The organism is Bradyrhizobium sp. Kon69, from assembly GCF_055807515.1.
This window is the reverse complement of the sequence record NZ_JBVVOS010000021.1, coordinates 124,030-139,269: the sequence shown is the minus strand read 5'-3', so window position 1 is coordinate 139,269 and position 15,240 is coordinate 124,030. Positions and strand designations below refer to the sequence as shown.

The following is a 15,240-nucleotide window of genomic DNA, read 5'->3' as shown; positions in this document are numbered from 1 at the left end:
GTTGTAGCCACGGATTTGGTCTGCGATAGTGCCAATTCCATGCGAAAAATTCCGACCAATTCTGTCCCCTCGCCGGCCAAGGCCGAGCTGCCGCTCGACCTCGCAGGCCCGCACATCACGGCTGGCGCCTCGTCGGCGCACCGGCTGTACCAGGCGCTGTGCGAGATGATCGTCGGCGGCCTCGTGAAACCCGGCGAGCCGCTGCCGCCGTCGCGAACGCTGGCCAAACAGACCGGCTTTCGGCGCAACGCCGTCGTCACCGCCTATGAGCGCCTGATTGCCGACGGCTTTGCCGACGCCACCGTCGGCTCCGGCACGTTCGTCGCCGCGCGTATCCCCGCGCGCGCGGCCGAGCCGAAGCGGCCGAAGATCAGCGTCGACACGCCGGGGCAAGGCGCGTTTTCGCTCGGCTGCACCCATATCGACGCGCGCGCCGTGCAGCGTTTCCGGGCCTTTGTCGGCCGTCGCATGCGCTCCTTCGGCGCGGAGCATCTGCACTATGGCGATCCCCGTGGCAGCCGCGAGCTGCGTGCGGCGATCGCCGATCATCTGTTGTCGGCGCGGGGCCTGCGCTGCGATCCCGATCAGATCATGCTGACGTCAGGCACGCTGCACGCGCTGCGCATCGTGCTGAGCGCGATCCTGAAGCCCAACGACCAGGTCTGGTGCGAAGACCCCGGCTACCCCGCTGCTCGGAAAACCATCGCGCATTGCGGCTATCGTGCCGTGTCCGTTCCCGTCGACGCGCACGGCATGCGTGTCGCCAGAGGCCGCGCAGCGGCGCCGTCCGCGCGCGCAGCCTATGTGACGCCGTCGCACCAGTTTCCGCTGGGTGTGCAGATGTCGATGCCGCGGCGGCTCGAGCTGCTGGACTGGGCCAGGCAGGCCGGCGCCTTCGTGCTGGAAGACGATTACGACAGCGAATTCCGTTACGACGGCGCGCCGCTGATGTCGCTGGCCGGCATCGATCACCTCCAGCGCGTGATCTACATGGGCACGTTCGCCAAAACGTTGTTTCCGGGCCTGCGCATCGGCTATTGCGCCCTGCCCGAGCGCTTGATTGCGGATGTCACTGCGGCGCGGGCCGCGCTCGACCGCTTTCCCGGCACGCTGATGGAGGGCGCGGTGGCCGACATGCTCAATTCCGGCTCGTTTGCGGCGAACCTGAAGCGCGTGCGCAAGCTTTACCGCGAGGCGCGCGACGCGCTGGCTGGGACGCTCGAAGCCGCATCCGACGGCGTGCTGTCGGTGCCGGTCCCATCACAGGGTCTGCATCTTGTCGCCCGCTTCGATCCCTCGGTCGATCTGGCTGTGGCGGCAGACGCCAAGCAGGCCGCAGGCGCCGAAGGCTGGCTGTTGGCCGACACCTATTCACGCTCACGTCCCCTGCCCGGTTTCGTGCTGGGATTTTCCGGCCACGCGGTTCCGAAGCTCGTCGCATCCGCCGAGCGGCTCGCGCGGGAATCGCGAGCGGCCTTGCGTGCGAGGCGCAAGCCGGCCCGGCGGGCATGACGAACGTTCACTATGAGAATCGGCTGCCGCTCCCTACATTGCGGCACCGATGCTGGGAGCTCACATCATGCTGATACGCCGCGCGACTTGCCTCTCGCTCCTGATCTTCATCGCACTCGCCGCAACCGCGCGCGCAGGCACGGTCGGACGCGAGCAGGACATCGTCGATCTCAAGCTCGGCCAGCGCGTGCAAGTGGACGACGGAACCTGCCCCGCCGGACAGGTCAAGGAAGTCCGCGGCGCCAAGATGACCGACAAGGGCGTCGCACGGACGAGCACCTGCGTGTCGCGGTTTGGTCCGAAATCAAAGCGATGAGCGCTACTTCGCCGGGTCGAACATACATTGCAGGGTCGGCTTGGCAATCTTGGTGAAGGTCGGGCCGATTTCGGTCTGCTTTGCGGCCGGCACCCAATCGGTCTCGATCGTCGGCACCCCGGTCTCGCTGATGCCGCGCAGCAGGGCCTCGCGAAGATCGCGATCCTCGACGACGGCCGCGGCATGATCGTGCAGGCAGCCGCAAACCTCTTCCGGATGCTCCCACCGTCCGAGCATGCGCGGCGCACATTGCCTCACGAACTCAGTACGGGGATCGGGTAATCTGGAGGGAGAGCGCACCTGCGCCTGAACGGCACTGATCGTCAGAAGGGATATGAACGCCGCAGCGAAAGTACGAACAAGCATGATGGCCTTTATCGGCTGATTTTTCTTGTTGACGATCAGAAGCGCGCGGCAACCACGATCGGCTGCGGCGCCGGGGTCATGATCGGCGAGCCGCTGTACTGGAAAGTGCCGATGCCTGGGACATTGCCGTCCGGCGAGCCTGCGAACGAGGAGCCGGCAAGCACGAAACCGAAAGCAAGGATGAGGCTGAGCGTGCGCATGGAGTTCTCTCCGAATTCGGTGGCCGGCGTGCGCCGTCGTCGTTGTGAGGTTGATAACCATGGGCGGTTTCGCGCGTGATGCGCCAAAGCCGGAAAATGGTTTCATCTCCGTGAGAATTGTTTCGTCCCGCTCGCGGCGACGACATATTCAACGGAAAATCTCAATCTTTTCAGATGCGTCGTGCGGCAGCAAAAAGTGACTTGGCAGGTTCCGTGCGTGCTCGGCTGCGCGCCCGACCGCTGGCGCCGTCATGATCCCGCCTCACACCCTTCACACGCGTTTTACGTTTTTCTGCTGAAGAGAAGCCGAACGAAGGCTGGGTCCCGTCGAACCGGGGGCGCTTCGACGGCGACCCAAGCTATCGAGACCGAGACGCCCGGAATCACCGAGCGCGTTCATGTGAGGAACGGCCATCATGACGGCGCAGAATCGCGCAACGACGCGCGATGCGGACCAACGAACGGACCGCCGGGAGCAACGGCCTGTTCGCAGCAGCGCCAATTCGCCTGGCGAAATGGCGCTGCAATCGAGCCGTGGGTTTGAGGCCACACCGCAATCATTCGTGCGGCTGACCGGCTCGCATCTTGCAAAACCGCGCGCCAGCCGCGCTGACATCACCGAGTGAACGCAAGAGCGTCACTGAGTGAACGCAACCGCGTCACTGGGTGAAGAACTCTCCGCACTTCTGGACGTTTGCGTCTGCCGGTCCCCACGGCATGACCGGGACGGTCGAGGTCGAGTTCTTCGGCGAGCCCTCGATCAGCCTGTCCGAATAGACCATGTAGACCAGCACGTTGCGCTTGGCGTCACAGCCGCGCACGATCTGCATCTTCTTGAAGAAGAGCGAGCGGCGCTGGCGGAACATGTCGTCGCCCTGCTCCATCTTGTTCTTGAACTTGATCGGGCCGACCTGACGGCAGGCGAGCGAAATGTCCGAGACCTCCTCGGCAAGGCCCAGCCAGCCCTTGAAGCCGCCCTTCTCCGGCACTGTGAAATGACAGGCCACGCCCTCGACTTCGGGGTCGTCGAGGCCATAGGTCGCAAGCTTGTCGTTCGGGCTCATCCATTTGAACACGGTCGAGCGGCGGAAGATCAGATCCGGCTCGTCCGCGGCGGATGCGGACGCTGCCGGCACGGTCAGCGCCAGGAGGAATAAAGCGAGGCCTTTCAAGCGGATGCTGGAAAGACCGGGGAAACGAGATGACATGAAGTTCTCCAGTAACAAGTCCCAGCAATGTAGGTATGAGGCGACCGATCAGGAAGACGATCGGCAGGCCGATACGGCCGCCCGTTTACCGCTCCGTGAGGCTTTTTTGCTACGCTTTGGACAAAAGTAGCTGATCGCAGAACCGCCGTGCTGGTGAACGCGTATCCCCTCTGAGAGACTAACATCTGATTTGGATTATGGATTCGATGATGAACAGCGTGAACGGGTCTGGTTTTTCTGCCAAGCCGGCGCGATTTTGGCAGGTCGCCATTTTGACGGCGGCGGGTGCGATCGGCACGGTGAGCCAGGCGGACGCGGCATTTTATTACTGGACGGATTATTCCGACGGGTCGTACGGGCGCCAGGAGCGCCATCCCGACGTCCCGCGCCAGAAGCCGCAGAAGCGCGGAGCGGCCGGCAAGAAGGACCTCGTTGCCGAAAAGGAAGCCGGCACGAAACCGCAAGGTCCCCTCGTCATCGTCGTCTCGATCGACCGGCAGAAGGTCACGGTCTACGACACCAACGGCGTGTTCGCGGAATCCCCGGTGTCGACGGGCATGAAGGGCCATTCGACGCCGATGGGTGTGTTCAGCGTCATCCAGAAGCACAAATTCCACCACTCCAACATCTATAGCGGCGCGCCGATGCCGTACATGCAGCGGATTACGTGGTCGGGCGTTGCCATGCATGCCGGTGTGCTGCCGGGCTATCCGGCCTCGCACGGCTGCATCCGCATGCCGATGGCGTTCGCTGTGAAGATGTGGAACTGGACCAGGATGGGCGCGCGCGTGATCGTTTCGCCCGGCCAGATGTCGCCGCAAAACTTCTCACATCCGCTGCTTGCCTCGGTGCGCATTCCGCCGCAACCCGCGGCCAGCCTGGAGCCGCAGACCAATGCCGGCGACAAGGCCGACAAGGGCGCCGCCAATACCGGAGCCGCCGCAGCAAACCCGGCCGAAACGAAGACCGCCAGCGCCGACGGCGTGCTCGAGCTGCGCTCGTCGGTCGGCCACACCGTGATGTCGGACGTGACCACCGGATATGCCCCGGCCCGCGAGGAGGCCCCGGTATCGGCCGACCAGACCGAGACAACGGCAAAGCCCGAGACCAACACCGCTGAGGCAGCGGACGCGGCCAAGCCCCAGGCCGGAGACGCCGCGCAGCCTGCGAACGCCGAAGCGAGGCCTGTCGAGGCCGCGGAGACGCCGAAGTCCGAAACCGCCAAGTCCGAACCCGCGAAGACGCCCGATGCACCGGCCGCGGCGGCAGTGCAGGCGGCCACACCCGACGTCAAGAAGGACGAGACCCGCGTCGCGGATCCGGCGCCCGTGGCAAAACCTGAAGCGCCCAAGCGGGCGGGCCAGATCGCGGTCTTCATCAGCCGCAAGGATTCCAAGCTCTACGTGCGGCAGAACTTTGCGCCGCTGTTCGAGGTGCCTGTCACGATCGCCGCGAGCGATCGGCCACTCGGCACGCATGTCTTTACCGCCGAGCTCGACAAGGCCGATTCCAATGCACTGCATTGGTCGGTGGTGTCCTTACCGGTGTCGGTCCGCTCTGCCGCGCGCGAGGATGACGGCCGCATGACAGGCCGCCACCGAGGCGCGGCCGTGATTCCCGTCGCTGCCAAGCCTGTGGTCACGCCGGACAGCCCGGCCGAGGCCCTCGACCGCGTCTCGATCCCGGCCGACACGATCGCGAAGATCAACGAAATGCTGACGTCAGGCGGCTCGATTATCGTCTCCGACCAGGGCATCAACCAGGGTGAGACTGGCGAAGGCACCGATTTCATCGTCCGCCTGTACTGACGCGCTTCATCGCGGCAGATAACGCGGTGTTGACGACGCCGCTCACAGCGGCGGGGTAACATGCGCCCTGGATCATTTCGGGGGACGCCGTCATGATGAACCGCAGGACCATGCTCATCGCCGCGGTTGCAGGCACGCTGGCGCCGGCGACGCGTGCAGTGGCGGAGGGCGGCATGAGCCGAATCTCCGCCTACGCCTTCTCTTTCCCGGCACTGTCAGGCGACGACATCCGCCTTGCGGCCTTCACCGGCAAGCCGCTGCTGGTGGTCAACACCGCTTCGCTCTGCGGTTACACGCCGCAATATGCCGGCCTGCAAGACATCTGGGGCGAGTTTCGCGAACGCGGCCTCACCGTCATTGGCGTGCCCTCCAACGACTTCGGCGGACAGGAGCCCGGCGGCACCAGCGAGATCTCGGAGACCGCCCACCACCAATACGGCGTTACCTTCCCAATCGCGGCCAAGGCTGTCGTGGTCGGTGCGAAGGCGCATCCGTTCTACAAATGGGCGGCAGAGGCGCGCCCCAAGGATGTTCCACGCTGGAACTTCCACAAATATCTGATCGGCCGGCACGGCTATATCGCCGACGTCTTTGCATCCACCGTCGAGCCGGCCGACACGCGAATCAAGACGGCGATCGCCAAGGCGTTGGCCGACACTTGACGCCACGCGTCCCAACCCGGTTGGGCACAATTGGGCTGGCGCGCCAAACAGCCGTTGCAATGGCGAGGGCCCACCATCTAGGCTAGGATCGTTAGGGGCAGGATGGTTTTGCCGGAGGCGAAAAGCCGCGGCGGAACAACGGGATCAATCTCGAGGACAACACCATGCGTGTGGCGGCAGGACTGATATTGGCGAGCGCGATGTCTCTGGCGATGACGGGCGCGGCATGGTCGCAGACCCCGGCTGCAAAGCCCGCTGTCGCGACGCAGGCCGCACCGGCGGCAACACCGGCTGCGGCTGCACCCGCTGCGGCTCCGGCACCCGCTCCAGCAGCAGCAGCCGCGCCGGCGGGCTTCGTCAATCCGCCCCCGCCAAAACAGGCGCCGCAGCCCGCCCGCGCAGCCTGCAACACGCCGGGCGCGCTCGGGGTCGCCCGCACGGTCGAGATCGACACCACCGGTGGCCCCGGCTTTGGCTTCGAGCATTTCAAGGAGCTCGACTTCCTGCGCGACAAGGAGGTGGTGCTGACCTTCGACGACGGCCCCTGGCCCAAGAACACGCCCGCGGTGCTGAAGGCGCTCGCCGACGAGTGCACCACCGGCATCTTCTTCTCGATCGGCAAGCACGCGACCTACGAGCCGGAGATTCTCAAGCAGGTCTACGCGGCCGGCCACACCGTGGGCACCCACACCTGGTCGCACGCCAATCTCAACAACAAGAAGCTCACGGAAGCGCAGCGCAAGGAAGAGATCGAGAAGGGTCTTTCCGCAGTGAAATGGGCGCTCGGCGGCATCTCGCCCTCGCCGTTCTTCCGCTTCCCGGCGCTCCAGCATCCGCCGGAGATGGTCACCTATCTCGGCAACCGCAACACGGCGATCTTCTCCTGCGACATCGACTCGTTCGACTTCAAGGCCTCGAAGCCCGAGAAGGTGGTCGAGACCGTCATGAAGAAGCTGGACGGCAAGGGCAAGGGCATCATCCTGATGCACGACTTCCAGAAGCACACTGCGGAGGCCCTGCCCGAGTTGCTCAAGCGCCTGAAGGCCGGCGGCTACAAGGTTGTGGCGATGCGCGCCAAGTTCCCGGCCTCTACGCTGCCGGAATACGACCAGGAGCTGCTCAAGGACGTCAAGCTGCCGACGGTGAGCACCCGGCCGGTCAACAGCGTCGTGACGACGGTTTCCGAATAGCCACGCCTTGTCCTTTCGCATCGAGGGCTACGTCATCGTCTCCGCGGACGGCATGCTCGCCGACGCGGCGCATGTCATGCCCGACAGCCTGAAGTTCGAAGGCGACAAGCTGTTCTTCGAGCAGGCGCTCGATCGCGCTGCGCTGATCGTGCACGGCCGTCACTCGCACGAGCAGCAGCCGAATTCACCCAAGCGCAAGCGCCTGATCCTGACCCGCAAGATCAAGACGCTGACCGTCGATCCCGAAACGCCGAACGCGACCTTGTGGAATCCGGACCACGCCAGCTTCGAAGACGCCTGCGCGTTCGCCGATGTCGCCTCCGGCACCGTCGCAATCATCGGCGGCCCCGTCGTGTTCGACATGTTCATGGACCGCTACGACACGTTCTGGCTGTCGGAAGCCCCGCATCTGCGGCTGCCCGGCGGCGAGGGCTGTTTTGTCGAAGTACCGGCGTGGACGCCTCAGCAGGTGCTGGCCTCACACGGGCTGAAGCCGGGCGCGCCGTATCTGCTCGACGCCGCGCATGACGTGACTGTCACGCCTTGGCGCAGAACGTAGTGGTTTGGCCGTCACACGTCGCCGTAGGCCGCCTCGGCCGGACGCGTGGCGCGGCCGTAGCCCATGATCATGAACAGCGCGCCGATGATCGACAGGTTCTTGAGCGCGTCGACCAGCATCTTGCCGTTGTCAGGCGGCACCTGGTTCCAGAAGTCGTAGAACAGGAAGGTCGCGACCGCGACATAGATGATCATCAGCATCGCGAAGAAGCGCGCGCCGAAATTCAGCGCGATCATCACCCCCGCGATGATCTCGAGCACGCCGACCGCGATCGCCAGCAGCTGCGGCGTCGTCATGGCCGTCGCCGTCTCGACCTGCTTGGCGTAAGGCGCGATCATGTCGGGCACCACGACCTTGGCGGCGATGAAATCAACGGTCGCCTGCATGGCAAACAGTCTTGCCGCACCCGTGTAGATGAACAGCACGGCGAACAGGATCCGCCCGAAAGTCACGAACGCTGGCATGATCGGCCTCTTTGCTCAGGCTTTTTGAAACCGGAATTTTTGCGAAAGCACTGAAGGATTATGGAGAGTCCTTCGCCGGTTTACAAACGGGGAAATGGCGAAAGTCGTTTTGAAAGCATTGAAGTGCCGACGCGCGGCAAGTGCGCTCCCTCGCCCCGCTTGCGGGGAGAGGGTTGGGGTGAGGGGGAGCCTCAGCGGGGACGGTGAAAGTTGGATTCGCGGAGAGTCCCCCTCACCCGAATTCGAGCTGCGCGCGAATTCGACCTCTCCCCGCAAGCGGGGCGAGGTGAAGAGCCCAGCCTTACGTAAACAACGTTGGCTGCTGCCGCGACGCGCGCTCCTGCGCTTCCACCACAGCCACCGCGGTCATGTTGAGGATGCCTCGCGCCGTCACGGACGGGGTGAGGATGTGGGCTGGACGCGCCGGCCCGATCAGGATCGGACCGACGGGCAGCGCGTCCGCCAGCGACTTGATCATCTGATAGGCGACGTTGGCGGTGTCGAGGCTTGGCATGATCATGATGTTGGCCTCGCCCTCGAGGTTGGAGTGCGGCAGCACCATTTTGCGCGCCGCGGCCGAGAGCGCGGTGTCGCCCTGCATCTCACCGTCAGCCTCGAGCTCCGGATGCTTCTCCTTCAAAAGCTGGGTCGCCCGGCGCATCTTGCGCGAGGATTCCGTGTCGTAGCTGCCGAAATCCGAATGCGAGACGAAGGCGATCTTCGGCTTGATGTTGAAGCGCTGGACGTGGACCGCCGCGAGCGAGGCAATCTCGGCGAGCTCTTCGGCGCTCGGATTGGGCCGCACCTGGGTGTCGGCGATGAAGAAGGCGCCCTTGCTCGTGATCAGCAGTGCCAGCGCCGCATAGTCGCTGATCCCCGGCGTGAACCCGACGATCTCGCGGACATGGCGAAGATGGCTCATGTAGCGGCCCTCGACGCCGCAGAGCATGGCGTCCGCCTCTCCGCGCACCACCGCGAGCGCCGCGATAACGGTGTTGTTGGTGCGCACCACCGTGCGCGCCGCATCCGGCGTCACGCCGCGGCGGCCGGCGACCTCGACATAGGACTGCACGTAGGAGCGGTAGCGCGGATCGTCCTCGGGATTGACGAGATCGAAGTCCCTGCCGGCCTTGATCGACAGGCCGAAGCGCTCGATGCGGGCCTCGACCACCGACGGACGTCCGACCAGGATCGGCGTCGCCAGCTTCTCTTCCAGCACCACCTGGGTGGCACGCAGCACCCGCTCGTCCTCGCCTTCGGCGTAGATCACACGCACCGGTTGGGTCTTGGCCTTCGCGAACATCGGTTTCATGACGAGGCCGGAGCGGAAGGCAAAGCGCTCGAGCAGCGCGGTGTACTCGTCGAAATTGGTGATGGGCCGGGTCGCGACGCCGGAATCCATCGCAGCCTTGGCGACCGCCGGCGAGATTCGCAAAATCAACCGCGGATCAAACGGAGACGGGATCAGCGAGCCCGGGCCGAAACCTTGCGTCTCGCCGGTGTCGAAGCCCTGCGCGACCGCATCCGACGGCGCCTCGCGCGCGAGCTGCGCGATGGCCTCGACGGCGGCGAGCTTCATCTCCTCGTTGATCGCGCTGGCGCCGACGTCGAGCGCGCCGCGGAAGATGAAGGGGAAGCAGAGGACGTTGTTGACCTGGTTCGGAAAGTCGGAGCGGCCGGTGCAGATCATGGCGTCGGGGCGCACCTTGCGCGCCTCCTCCGGCATGATCTCCGGCGTCGGATTAGCGAGCGCCATGATAAGCGGCTTGTCACCCATCGCCTTGGCCATCTCGGGCTTGAGCACGCCCGGTGCCGACAGGCCGATGAAGATGTCGGCGCCGCCGATGACGTCGCCAAGCGTGCGCTTGTCGGTCTTCTGCGCATAGACCGCCTTCCAGCGGTCCATCGTGGTGTTGCGGCCTTCGTGAACAAGGCCGTCGATGTCGCAGACCCAGATGTTCTTGCGCTGCGCGCCCATCGACACCAGCAGGTTCAGGGTCGCGATCGCCGCGGCCCCTGCCCCCGATGCTACGATCTTCACGTCGGAGAGCTTCTTGCCGTTGAGTCGCAGGGCGTTGGTGACGGCGGCGGCAACGATGATCGCGGTGCCGTGCTGGTCGTCATGGAAGACCGGGATCTTCATGCGCTCTTTCAGCTGCGCCTCGATCTCGAAGCATTCCGGTCCGCGGATGTCTTCCAGATTGATGCCGCCGAAGGTCGGCTCGAGCGCGGCCACGGTCTCGACCACGCGCTCGATGGTGTCGGCCGCGATCTCGATGTCGAACACGTCGATGCCGGCGAATTTCTTGAACAGGACCGCCTTGCCCTCCATCACCGGCTTCGAGGCCAGCGGACCGATATTGCCGAGGCCGAGCACGGCGGTGCCGTTCGAAACCACGGCGACCAGATTGGAGCGGATCGTCAGCGTCGCCGCTTCCGCCGGGTTCTTGGCGATCTCCAGGCAGGCGGCGGCGACGCCCGGCGAATAGGCCAGCGCGAGGTCGCGCTGGTTGGCAAGCGGCTTGCTCGCCTGGATCTCGAGCTTTCCGGGGCGCGGCAGCCGGTGATAGGCCAGCGCCGCTTGGTGGAGATCATCGGAATAAGACGACATGCGGTGTCTCGCCTCGCGTTACCGGCCTCAAACTACGTTGTCCTGACCGGCCCGCCTTCGGGTGGTATTTCCGGGTCATGGAAACGGGATGAAGCACGCCGGGCGCCCCGGTGGCAACATCCGATTGCGGCCCCATCAACAGCGCGCGCGGTCAAATATCTGATAGCGCTCACTTTCCCTGGACCGCGCGTTGCTTTGCGAATATGGCAGGTTGCGCAGTGCAAAACGAGCAACTGGAGCTGGGAATGAAGCGAATCCTGATCGGCCTGATCGTCGCGGCCGTGGTGGCCGCGGGCGGATGGTTCGGCTTCAATCTCTACGCAAAGCATCGCGTCACCGCCGAGATCGAGGCGGCCTTCGCGCACATCCGCTCCAGCGGCGGCAAGGCAAGCCACGGCAAGGTGGTGTTCGATCTGACGAGTCGGACGTTGACGATCGAGGATATCGCGGTTGAGCCTGCCAACCAGCCACAGGCTCATGTCAAGATCGCCGCTATCAAGGGCGCGGGCATCCGCCAGGTCGAGGAGGCACGCTTCGCGGCCGACAGCATCGATATCTCCGGCTTCGAAGTCGCGCTCGACGAGGTTGGCGCCGGGAAGCTGAAAGTCTCTTACAAGGTCCCGCGGTTGACCATGCGGGATTACGTCGGTCCCATTCATGCTCAGAACGCGCCGGCGTCAGGCTCCCTGTTCGACATGTACCGTTTCGTGCTCGACCAGTACGCAAACGTGACGGCTTCTTCCGTGATAGCGCCAACCCTCGCAGTCGCCTTCGATGCGGGCAAAAGCGCCGGAGGCAGTGGCGAGGTCGTCTATTCGGGTCTCGCGATCCAGAAGCTCGACCAAGGCAAGATCGCCGCGATCAAGGCGGAGCGCGCCAGTTTCACGATCAACGTGCCGCAGCCGGGCAAGGCGGACAAGCTGACCGGCGAGGTGTCCGACATCATCATCAATGATTTCGATTCGACCGCGATCGCCGCTGCGCTCGATCCCCAGAAGGCCGACGACGACAGCTATCATCGTATCTACGGGCAGATGTCCAGCGGCACTTATGTCGTGACCTCGACGCTCGGCATCCGAATGCAGGTCGACGGGATCGCCATCAGCGACATCGCGGTGCAACCATCGAAATTCCGGCCCGCCGAGATCCTGGCGCTGCTGCCGGCGGACAGCTCGGCCCCGCCCACGCCGGCGCAATCGCGCGCGATCATGGAAAAGCTCGCCGGGTTCTATGAAGGCCTTCGCGTCGGCAAGATCGAGATCGGCACCATGTCGATGACGACCCCGCAAGGGACGCCCCGGCTTAGGGCCATCAGATACCAAGAGGGCGAGTTCGCGCTCGAAGGCCTCGATGCGCCGACGCCACAAGGGCAAATCAAGATGGAGCGCTTCGCACTCAAATCGTTCAGCATCACGAACCTTATGCGGTGGGCGGCGAGCCTCACCCATCCCGGACAGCCGCCCTCGCCGGATCAGATGCTGGGCCTGTTTGGCGTGCTCTCGGGCGCGGAGATCAAGGGCGTGACGGCGCCGTTCAAGACCACCAAGAAGCTGGTGATGATCGACACATTGAGCCTGGACTGGGGGCAGCTGGTCGGCTCGATCCCGAGCAAGGCGCATGTGGTTGCCAAATTTGTCACGCCCACAGATCCTTCCGATCCGAAGCAGCTTCCATTGCTAGCCGCCGGCTTAGACAAGCTCGCGATCGACCTCGATCTCGGCGCTGTCTGGACAGAATCGTCAAAAGGCTTCGCTCTGACGCCAGCGACCCTCGACATCGGAGGGGTCGCAAGAGCGCAATTGCATATCGCGCTCGGCAACGTACCACGCGAGGTGTTTTCGGCCGATCCGGCCCAGCTCATGGGCCAGGCGGCCCGGATCGAGGCGGGCACGCTCGAATTCTCATTGCGCGACAGCGGCGTCGTCGATCTCGTCGCGGCGCAGTTCGCGCGCATGCAGAATGTCAGCCGCGATACCGCACGCCAGGCGCTCGTCGAGAGCATCAAAGCCAAACGCGAGCAAGTTGCTTCCGCCAATCCGGATGCGAACGCGGCCGTGGACGCGATCGCCCGCTTCGTCGAGACGCCGGGTCAGACGCTTTCCATCAAGCTGTCGCCGCGCGCCAAGGCACCGCTGCTGCAATTGATGCAGCTCCTGCAAACCGACCCACAGAGCGCGCTGGCGCAGTTCAGGATCGAGGCATCGACGGGGCTGTAGGGAACGACGCTGCGCGCGGGGATGGCAGTTTGGACCGGCTAAAATCCCTCCCGTCATTGCGAGCGTAGCGAAGCAATCCAGAGTCCCTCCGCCGAAAGATTCTGGATTGCTTCGCTACGCTCGCAATGACGCTGTGGAGACAGCCTCACTTCTGCGGCAGATTCACCTTCACATGCAGCTCGCGGAGCTGCTTGGTGCTGGGCTCCGACGGCGCGCCCATCAGGAGGTCCATGGCCTGCTGGTTCATCGGGAACAGCGAGATCTCGCGCAGATTGTTGGTACCGCACAAGAGCATGACGATGCGGTCGACGCCGGCGGCCATGCCGCCATGCGGCGGGGCGCCGTACTGGAAGGCGCGGTACATGCCGCCGAAACGATCGACGACTTCCTGCTCGCCATAGCCGGCGATCTCGAACGCCTTCACCATCGCTTCCGGCACGTGGTTGCGGATGCCACCCGAGGCGATCTCGTAGCCGTTGCAGGTGATGTCGTACTGGAACGCCTTGATGGTCAGCGGGTCCTGACCCTTCAAGGCATCGAGGCCACCCTGCGGCATCGAGAACGGGTTGTGCGAGAAGTCGACCTTCTTGTCTTCCTCGTTGTACTCGTACATCGGGAAGTCGACGATCCAGGCCAGCTCAAACCGCTCCTTGTCGGTGAGGTTCAACTCCTCGCCGACCTTGTTGCGGGCCAACCCTGAAAACTTCCAGAACTTGTCGGGATCGCCGGCGACGAAGAACGCGGCATCGCCAGCTTCTAATCCCAAATGGTGACGAAGGACTTCTGTCCGCCCTTGCCCTAAGTTGTTCGCAACCGGGCCTCTTCCCACGACCAAGTCTTGCAGTTCCATCCATTTAGCGACGTCTTCGTGCCCCTCCTCTCGTACTGCCTTCATGATGGACTCGCGGACACTGCCGGCTTCTGGTCCCTTTTCTTGAGCAAAGAAGATATAGCCGAGGCCTGGCTGCCCCTCGCCTTGCGCCCACGAGTTCATACGGTCGCAGAATGCGCGGCTACCACCACCTTTGGCCGGGATCGCCCACACCTGGTTCTTCGGATCTTCGAGCATGCGCGCGAACACCTTGAAGCCGGAGCCGCGGAAGTGTTCGGACACATCCTGCATCTCGATCGGATTGCGCAGGTCCGGCTTGTCGGAGCCGTATTTGCGCAAGGCTTCCGCGAACGGAATCCGGCGCCAGCCCTTGGTCACCGGCTTACCCTTGGCAAACTCCTCGAACACGCCGGTGATGACGGGCTCCATCGCGGCGAATACGTCGTCCTGCGTGACAAAGCTCATCTCGACGTCGAGCTGGTAGAACTCGCCCGGCAGACGATCCGCGCGCGGGTCCTCGTCGCGGAAGCAGGGCGCGATCTGGAAGTAGCGGTCGAAGCCCGACATCATCAACAGCTGCTTGTACTGCTGCGGCGCCTGGGGCAGCGCGTAGAACTTGCCGGGATGGATGCGCGAGGGCACCAGGAAGTCGCGCGCGCCCTCCGGCGAGGATGCGGTCAGGATCGGCGTGTTGAACTCGAAGAAGCCCTGCCCCTCCATGCGCCGGCGCATCGACTTGATGATCTCGACTCGCGTCATGATGTTCTGATGCAGCTTCTCGCGACGCAGGTCGAGGAAGCGGTACTTCAGGCGGATGTCTTCAGGGTATTCCTGGTCGCCGAACACCGGCAGCGGCAGATCGCCGGCGGGTCCCAGCACCTCGATCTCGCTGACATAGATCTCGATCTTGCCGGTCGGCAAATCGTCATTGTCGGTGCCTTCGGGGCGGCGGCGGACCTTGCCGTCCATCTTGACCACGAATTCCGAGCGTAGCTTCTCGGCTTGCGAAAATGCCGGCGAGTCCGGGTCGACCACGCACTGGGTCAGGCCGTAATGGTCGCGCAGGTCGATGAACAGCACGCCGCCATGGTCGCGAACGCGATGGACCCAGCCTGAAAGGCGGACCGTCTCGCCGATGTTGCTCTCGCGGAGCGCGCCGCATGTATGTGACCGGTAGCGATGCATGGTCGTTCCAAAATCAATGTCGGAGGGGTCGAATCGAGTAGGCCAAAATGGCCTATCCAAAAGTTCGGCAGGGTTTACCCGACGAGGCCCGGGGCGGCAACCAAGGGAACG

At 64.2% G+C, this 15,240-nt stretch carries 13 protein-coding genes; 7 read left to right on the top strand and 6 right to left on the bottom strand.

Going from position 1 to position 15,240, the window contains the following annotated elements:
* Positions 1 to 39 precede the first annotated feature (39 nt).
* The gene (gene pdxR / locus AC0L3U_RS26525; RefSeq protein ID WP_473363798.1) at positions 40 to 1,512 is read left to right on the top strand and encodes a MocR-like pyridoxine biosynthesis transcription factor PdxR; all 1,473 of its coding nucleotides are present in this window, start codon (positions 40 to 42) and stop codon (positions 1,510 to 1,512) included.
* A gap of 67 nt (positions 1,513 to 1,579) precedes the next feature.
* A complete protein-coding gene (locus tag AC0L3U_RS26520; protein ID WP_473363797.1) occupies positions 1,580 to 1,828 on the top strand; it encodes a DUF6719 family protein in 249 nt (82 codons plus the stop codon).
* Between the two features lie 3 nt (positions 1,829 to 1,831).
* On the opposite strand, the gene AC0L3U_RS26515 is transcribed toward AC0L3U_RS26520, so the two are convergent.
* The 3 genes from AC0L3U_RS26515 to AC0L3U_RS26505 all read right to left on the bottom strand — a co-directional run bounded on the left by AC0L3U_RS26515 (position 1,832) and on the right by AC0L3U_RS26505 (position 3,602).
* Entirely contained in the window at positions 1,832 to 2,194 is a 363-nt protein-coding gene (locus AC0L3U_RS26515) for a hypothetical protein (RefSeq protein WP_456764619.1), read from the bottom strand.
* A 35-nt stretch (positions 2,195 to 2,229) separates the two neighbouring features.
* Complete coding sequence (locus AC0L3U_RS26510) at positions 2,230 to 2,394, bottom strand: hypothetical protein (RefSeq protein WP_167552240.1); 165 nt, start codon at positions 2,392 to 2,394, stop codon at positions 2,230 to 2,232.
* Between the two features lie 659 nt (positions 2,395 to 3,053).
* Positions 3,054 to 3,602: a CreA family protein gene (locus tag AC0L3U_RS26505; RefSeq protein WP_247360644.1), complete on the bottom strand. Its 549-nt coding sequence runs from the start codon at positions 3,600 to 3,602 to the stop codon at positions 3,054 to 3,056.
* A gap of 209 nt (positions 3,603 to 3,811) precedes the next feature.
* On the opposite strand from AC0L3U_RS26505, the gene AC0L3U_RS26500 reads away from it, so the two are divergent.
* From AC0L3U_RS26500 to AC0L3U_RS26485, 4 genes are all read left to right on the top strand, one after another.
* Positions 3,812 to 5,410, top strand: a complete 1,599-nt coding sequence (locus tag AC0L3U_RS26500; protein WP_473363819.1) for a L,D-transpeptidase — start codon at positions 3,812 to 3,814, stop codon at positions 5,408 to 5,410.
* Between the two features lie 92 nt (positions 5,411 to 5,502).
* On the top strand, positions 5,503 to 6,072 hold the full coding sequence (locus AC0L3U_RS26495; protein WP_473363796.1) for a glutathione peroxidase: 570 nt from the start codon (positions 5,503 to 5,505) through the stop codon (positions 6,070 to 6,072).
* A gap of 164 nt (positions 6,073 to 6,236) precedes the next feature.
* The gene (locus AC0L3U_RS26490) at positions 6,237 to 7,262 is read left to right on the top strand and encodes a polysaccharide deacetylase family protein (RefSeq protein WP_456764622.1); all 1,026 of its coding nucleotides are present in this window, start codon (positions 6,237 to 6,239) and stop codon (positions 7,260 to 7,262) included.
* Between the two features lie 7 nt (positions 7,263 to 7,269).
* A complete protein-coding gene (locus tag AC0L3U_RS26485; protein WP_473363795.1) occupies positions 7,270 to 7,821 on the top strand; it encodes a dihydrofolate reductase in 552 nt (183 codons plus the stop codon).
* An 11-nt stretch (positions 7,822 to 7,832) separates the two neighbouring features.
* Here AC0L3U_RS26485 and AC0L3U_RS26480 read toward each other — a convergent pair whose 3' ends face one another.
* Together AC0L3U_RS26480 and AC0L3U_RS26475 are read right to left on the bottom strand one after the other, a co-directional pair.
* Complete coding sequence (locus AC0L3U_RS26480; RefSeq protein ID WP_027569710.1) at positions 7,833 to 8,285, bottom strand: DoxX family protein; 453 nt, start codon at positions 8,283 to 8,285, stop codon at positions 7,833 to 7,835.
* A 301-nt stretch (positions 8,286 to 8,586) separates the two neighbouring features.
* Positions 8,587 to 10,896 carry an NADP-dependent malic enzyme gene (locus AC0L3U_RS26475; RefSeq protein ID WP_473287110.1) on the bottom strand — a complete coding sequence of 770 codons (2,310 nt, stop codon included), beginning with the start codon at positions 10,894 to 10,896 and terminating at the stop codon, positions 8,587 to 8,589.
* Positions 10,897 to 11,141: 245 nt separating this feature from the next.
* Here AC0L3U_RS26475 and AC0L3U_RS26470 point away from each other — a divergent pair, with 245 nt between their 5' ends.
* Positions 11,142 to 13,112, top strand: coding sequence for a hypothetical protein (locus AC0L3U_RS26470; RefSeq protein ID WP_473363794.1), 1,971 nt, complete (start codon positions 11,142 to 11,144; stop codon positions 13,110 to 13,112).
* Between the two features lie 145 nt (positions 13,113 to 13,257).
* Here AC0L3U_RS26470 and aspS read toward each other — a convergent pair whose 3' ends face one another.
* On the bottom strand, positions 13,258 to 15,129 hold the full coding sequence (aspS, locus tag AC0L3U_RS26465; protein WP_473363793.1) for an aspartate--tRNA ligase: 1,872 nt from the start codon (positions 15,127 to 15,129) through the stop codon (positions 13,258 to 13,260).
* Positions 15,130 to 15,240: the final 111 nt, after the last annotated feature.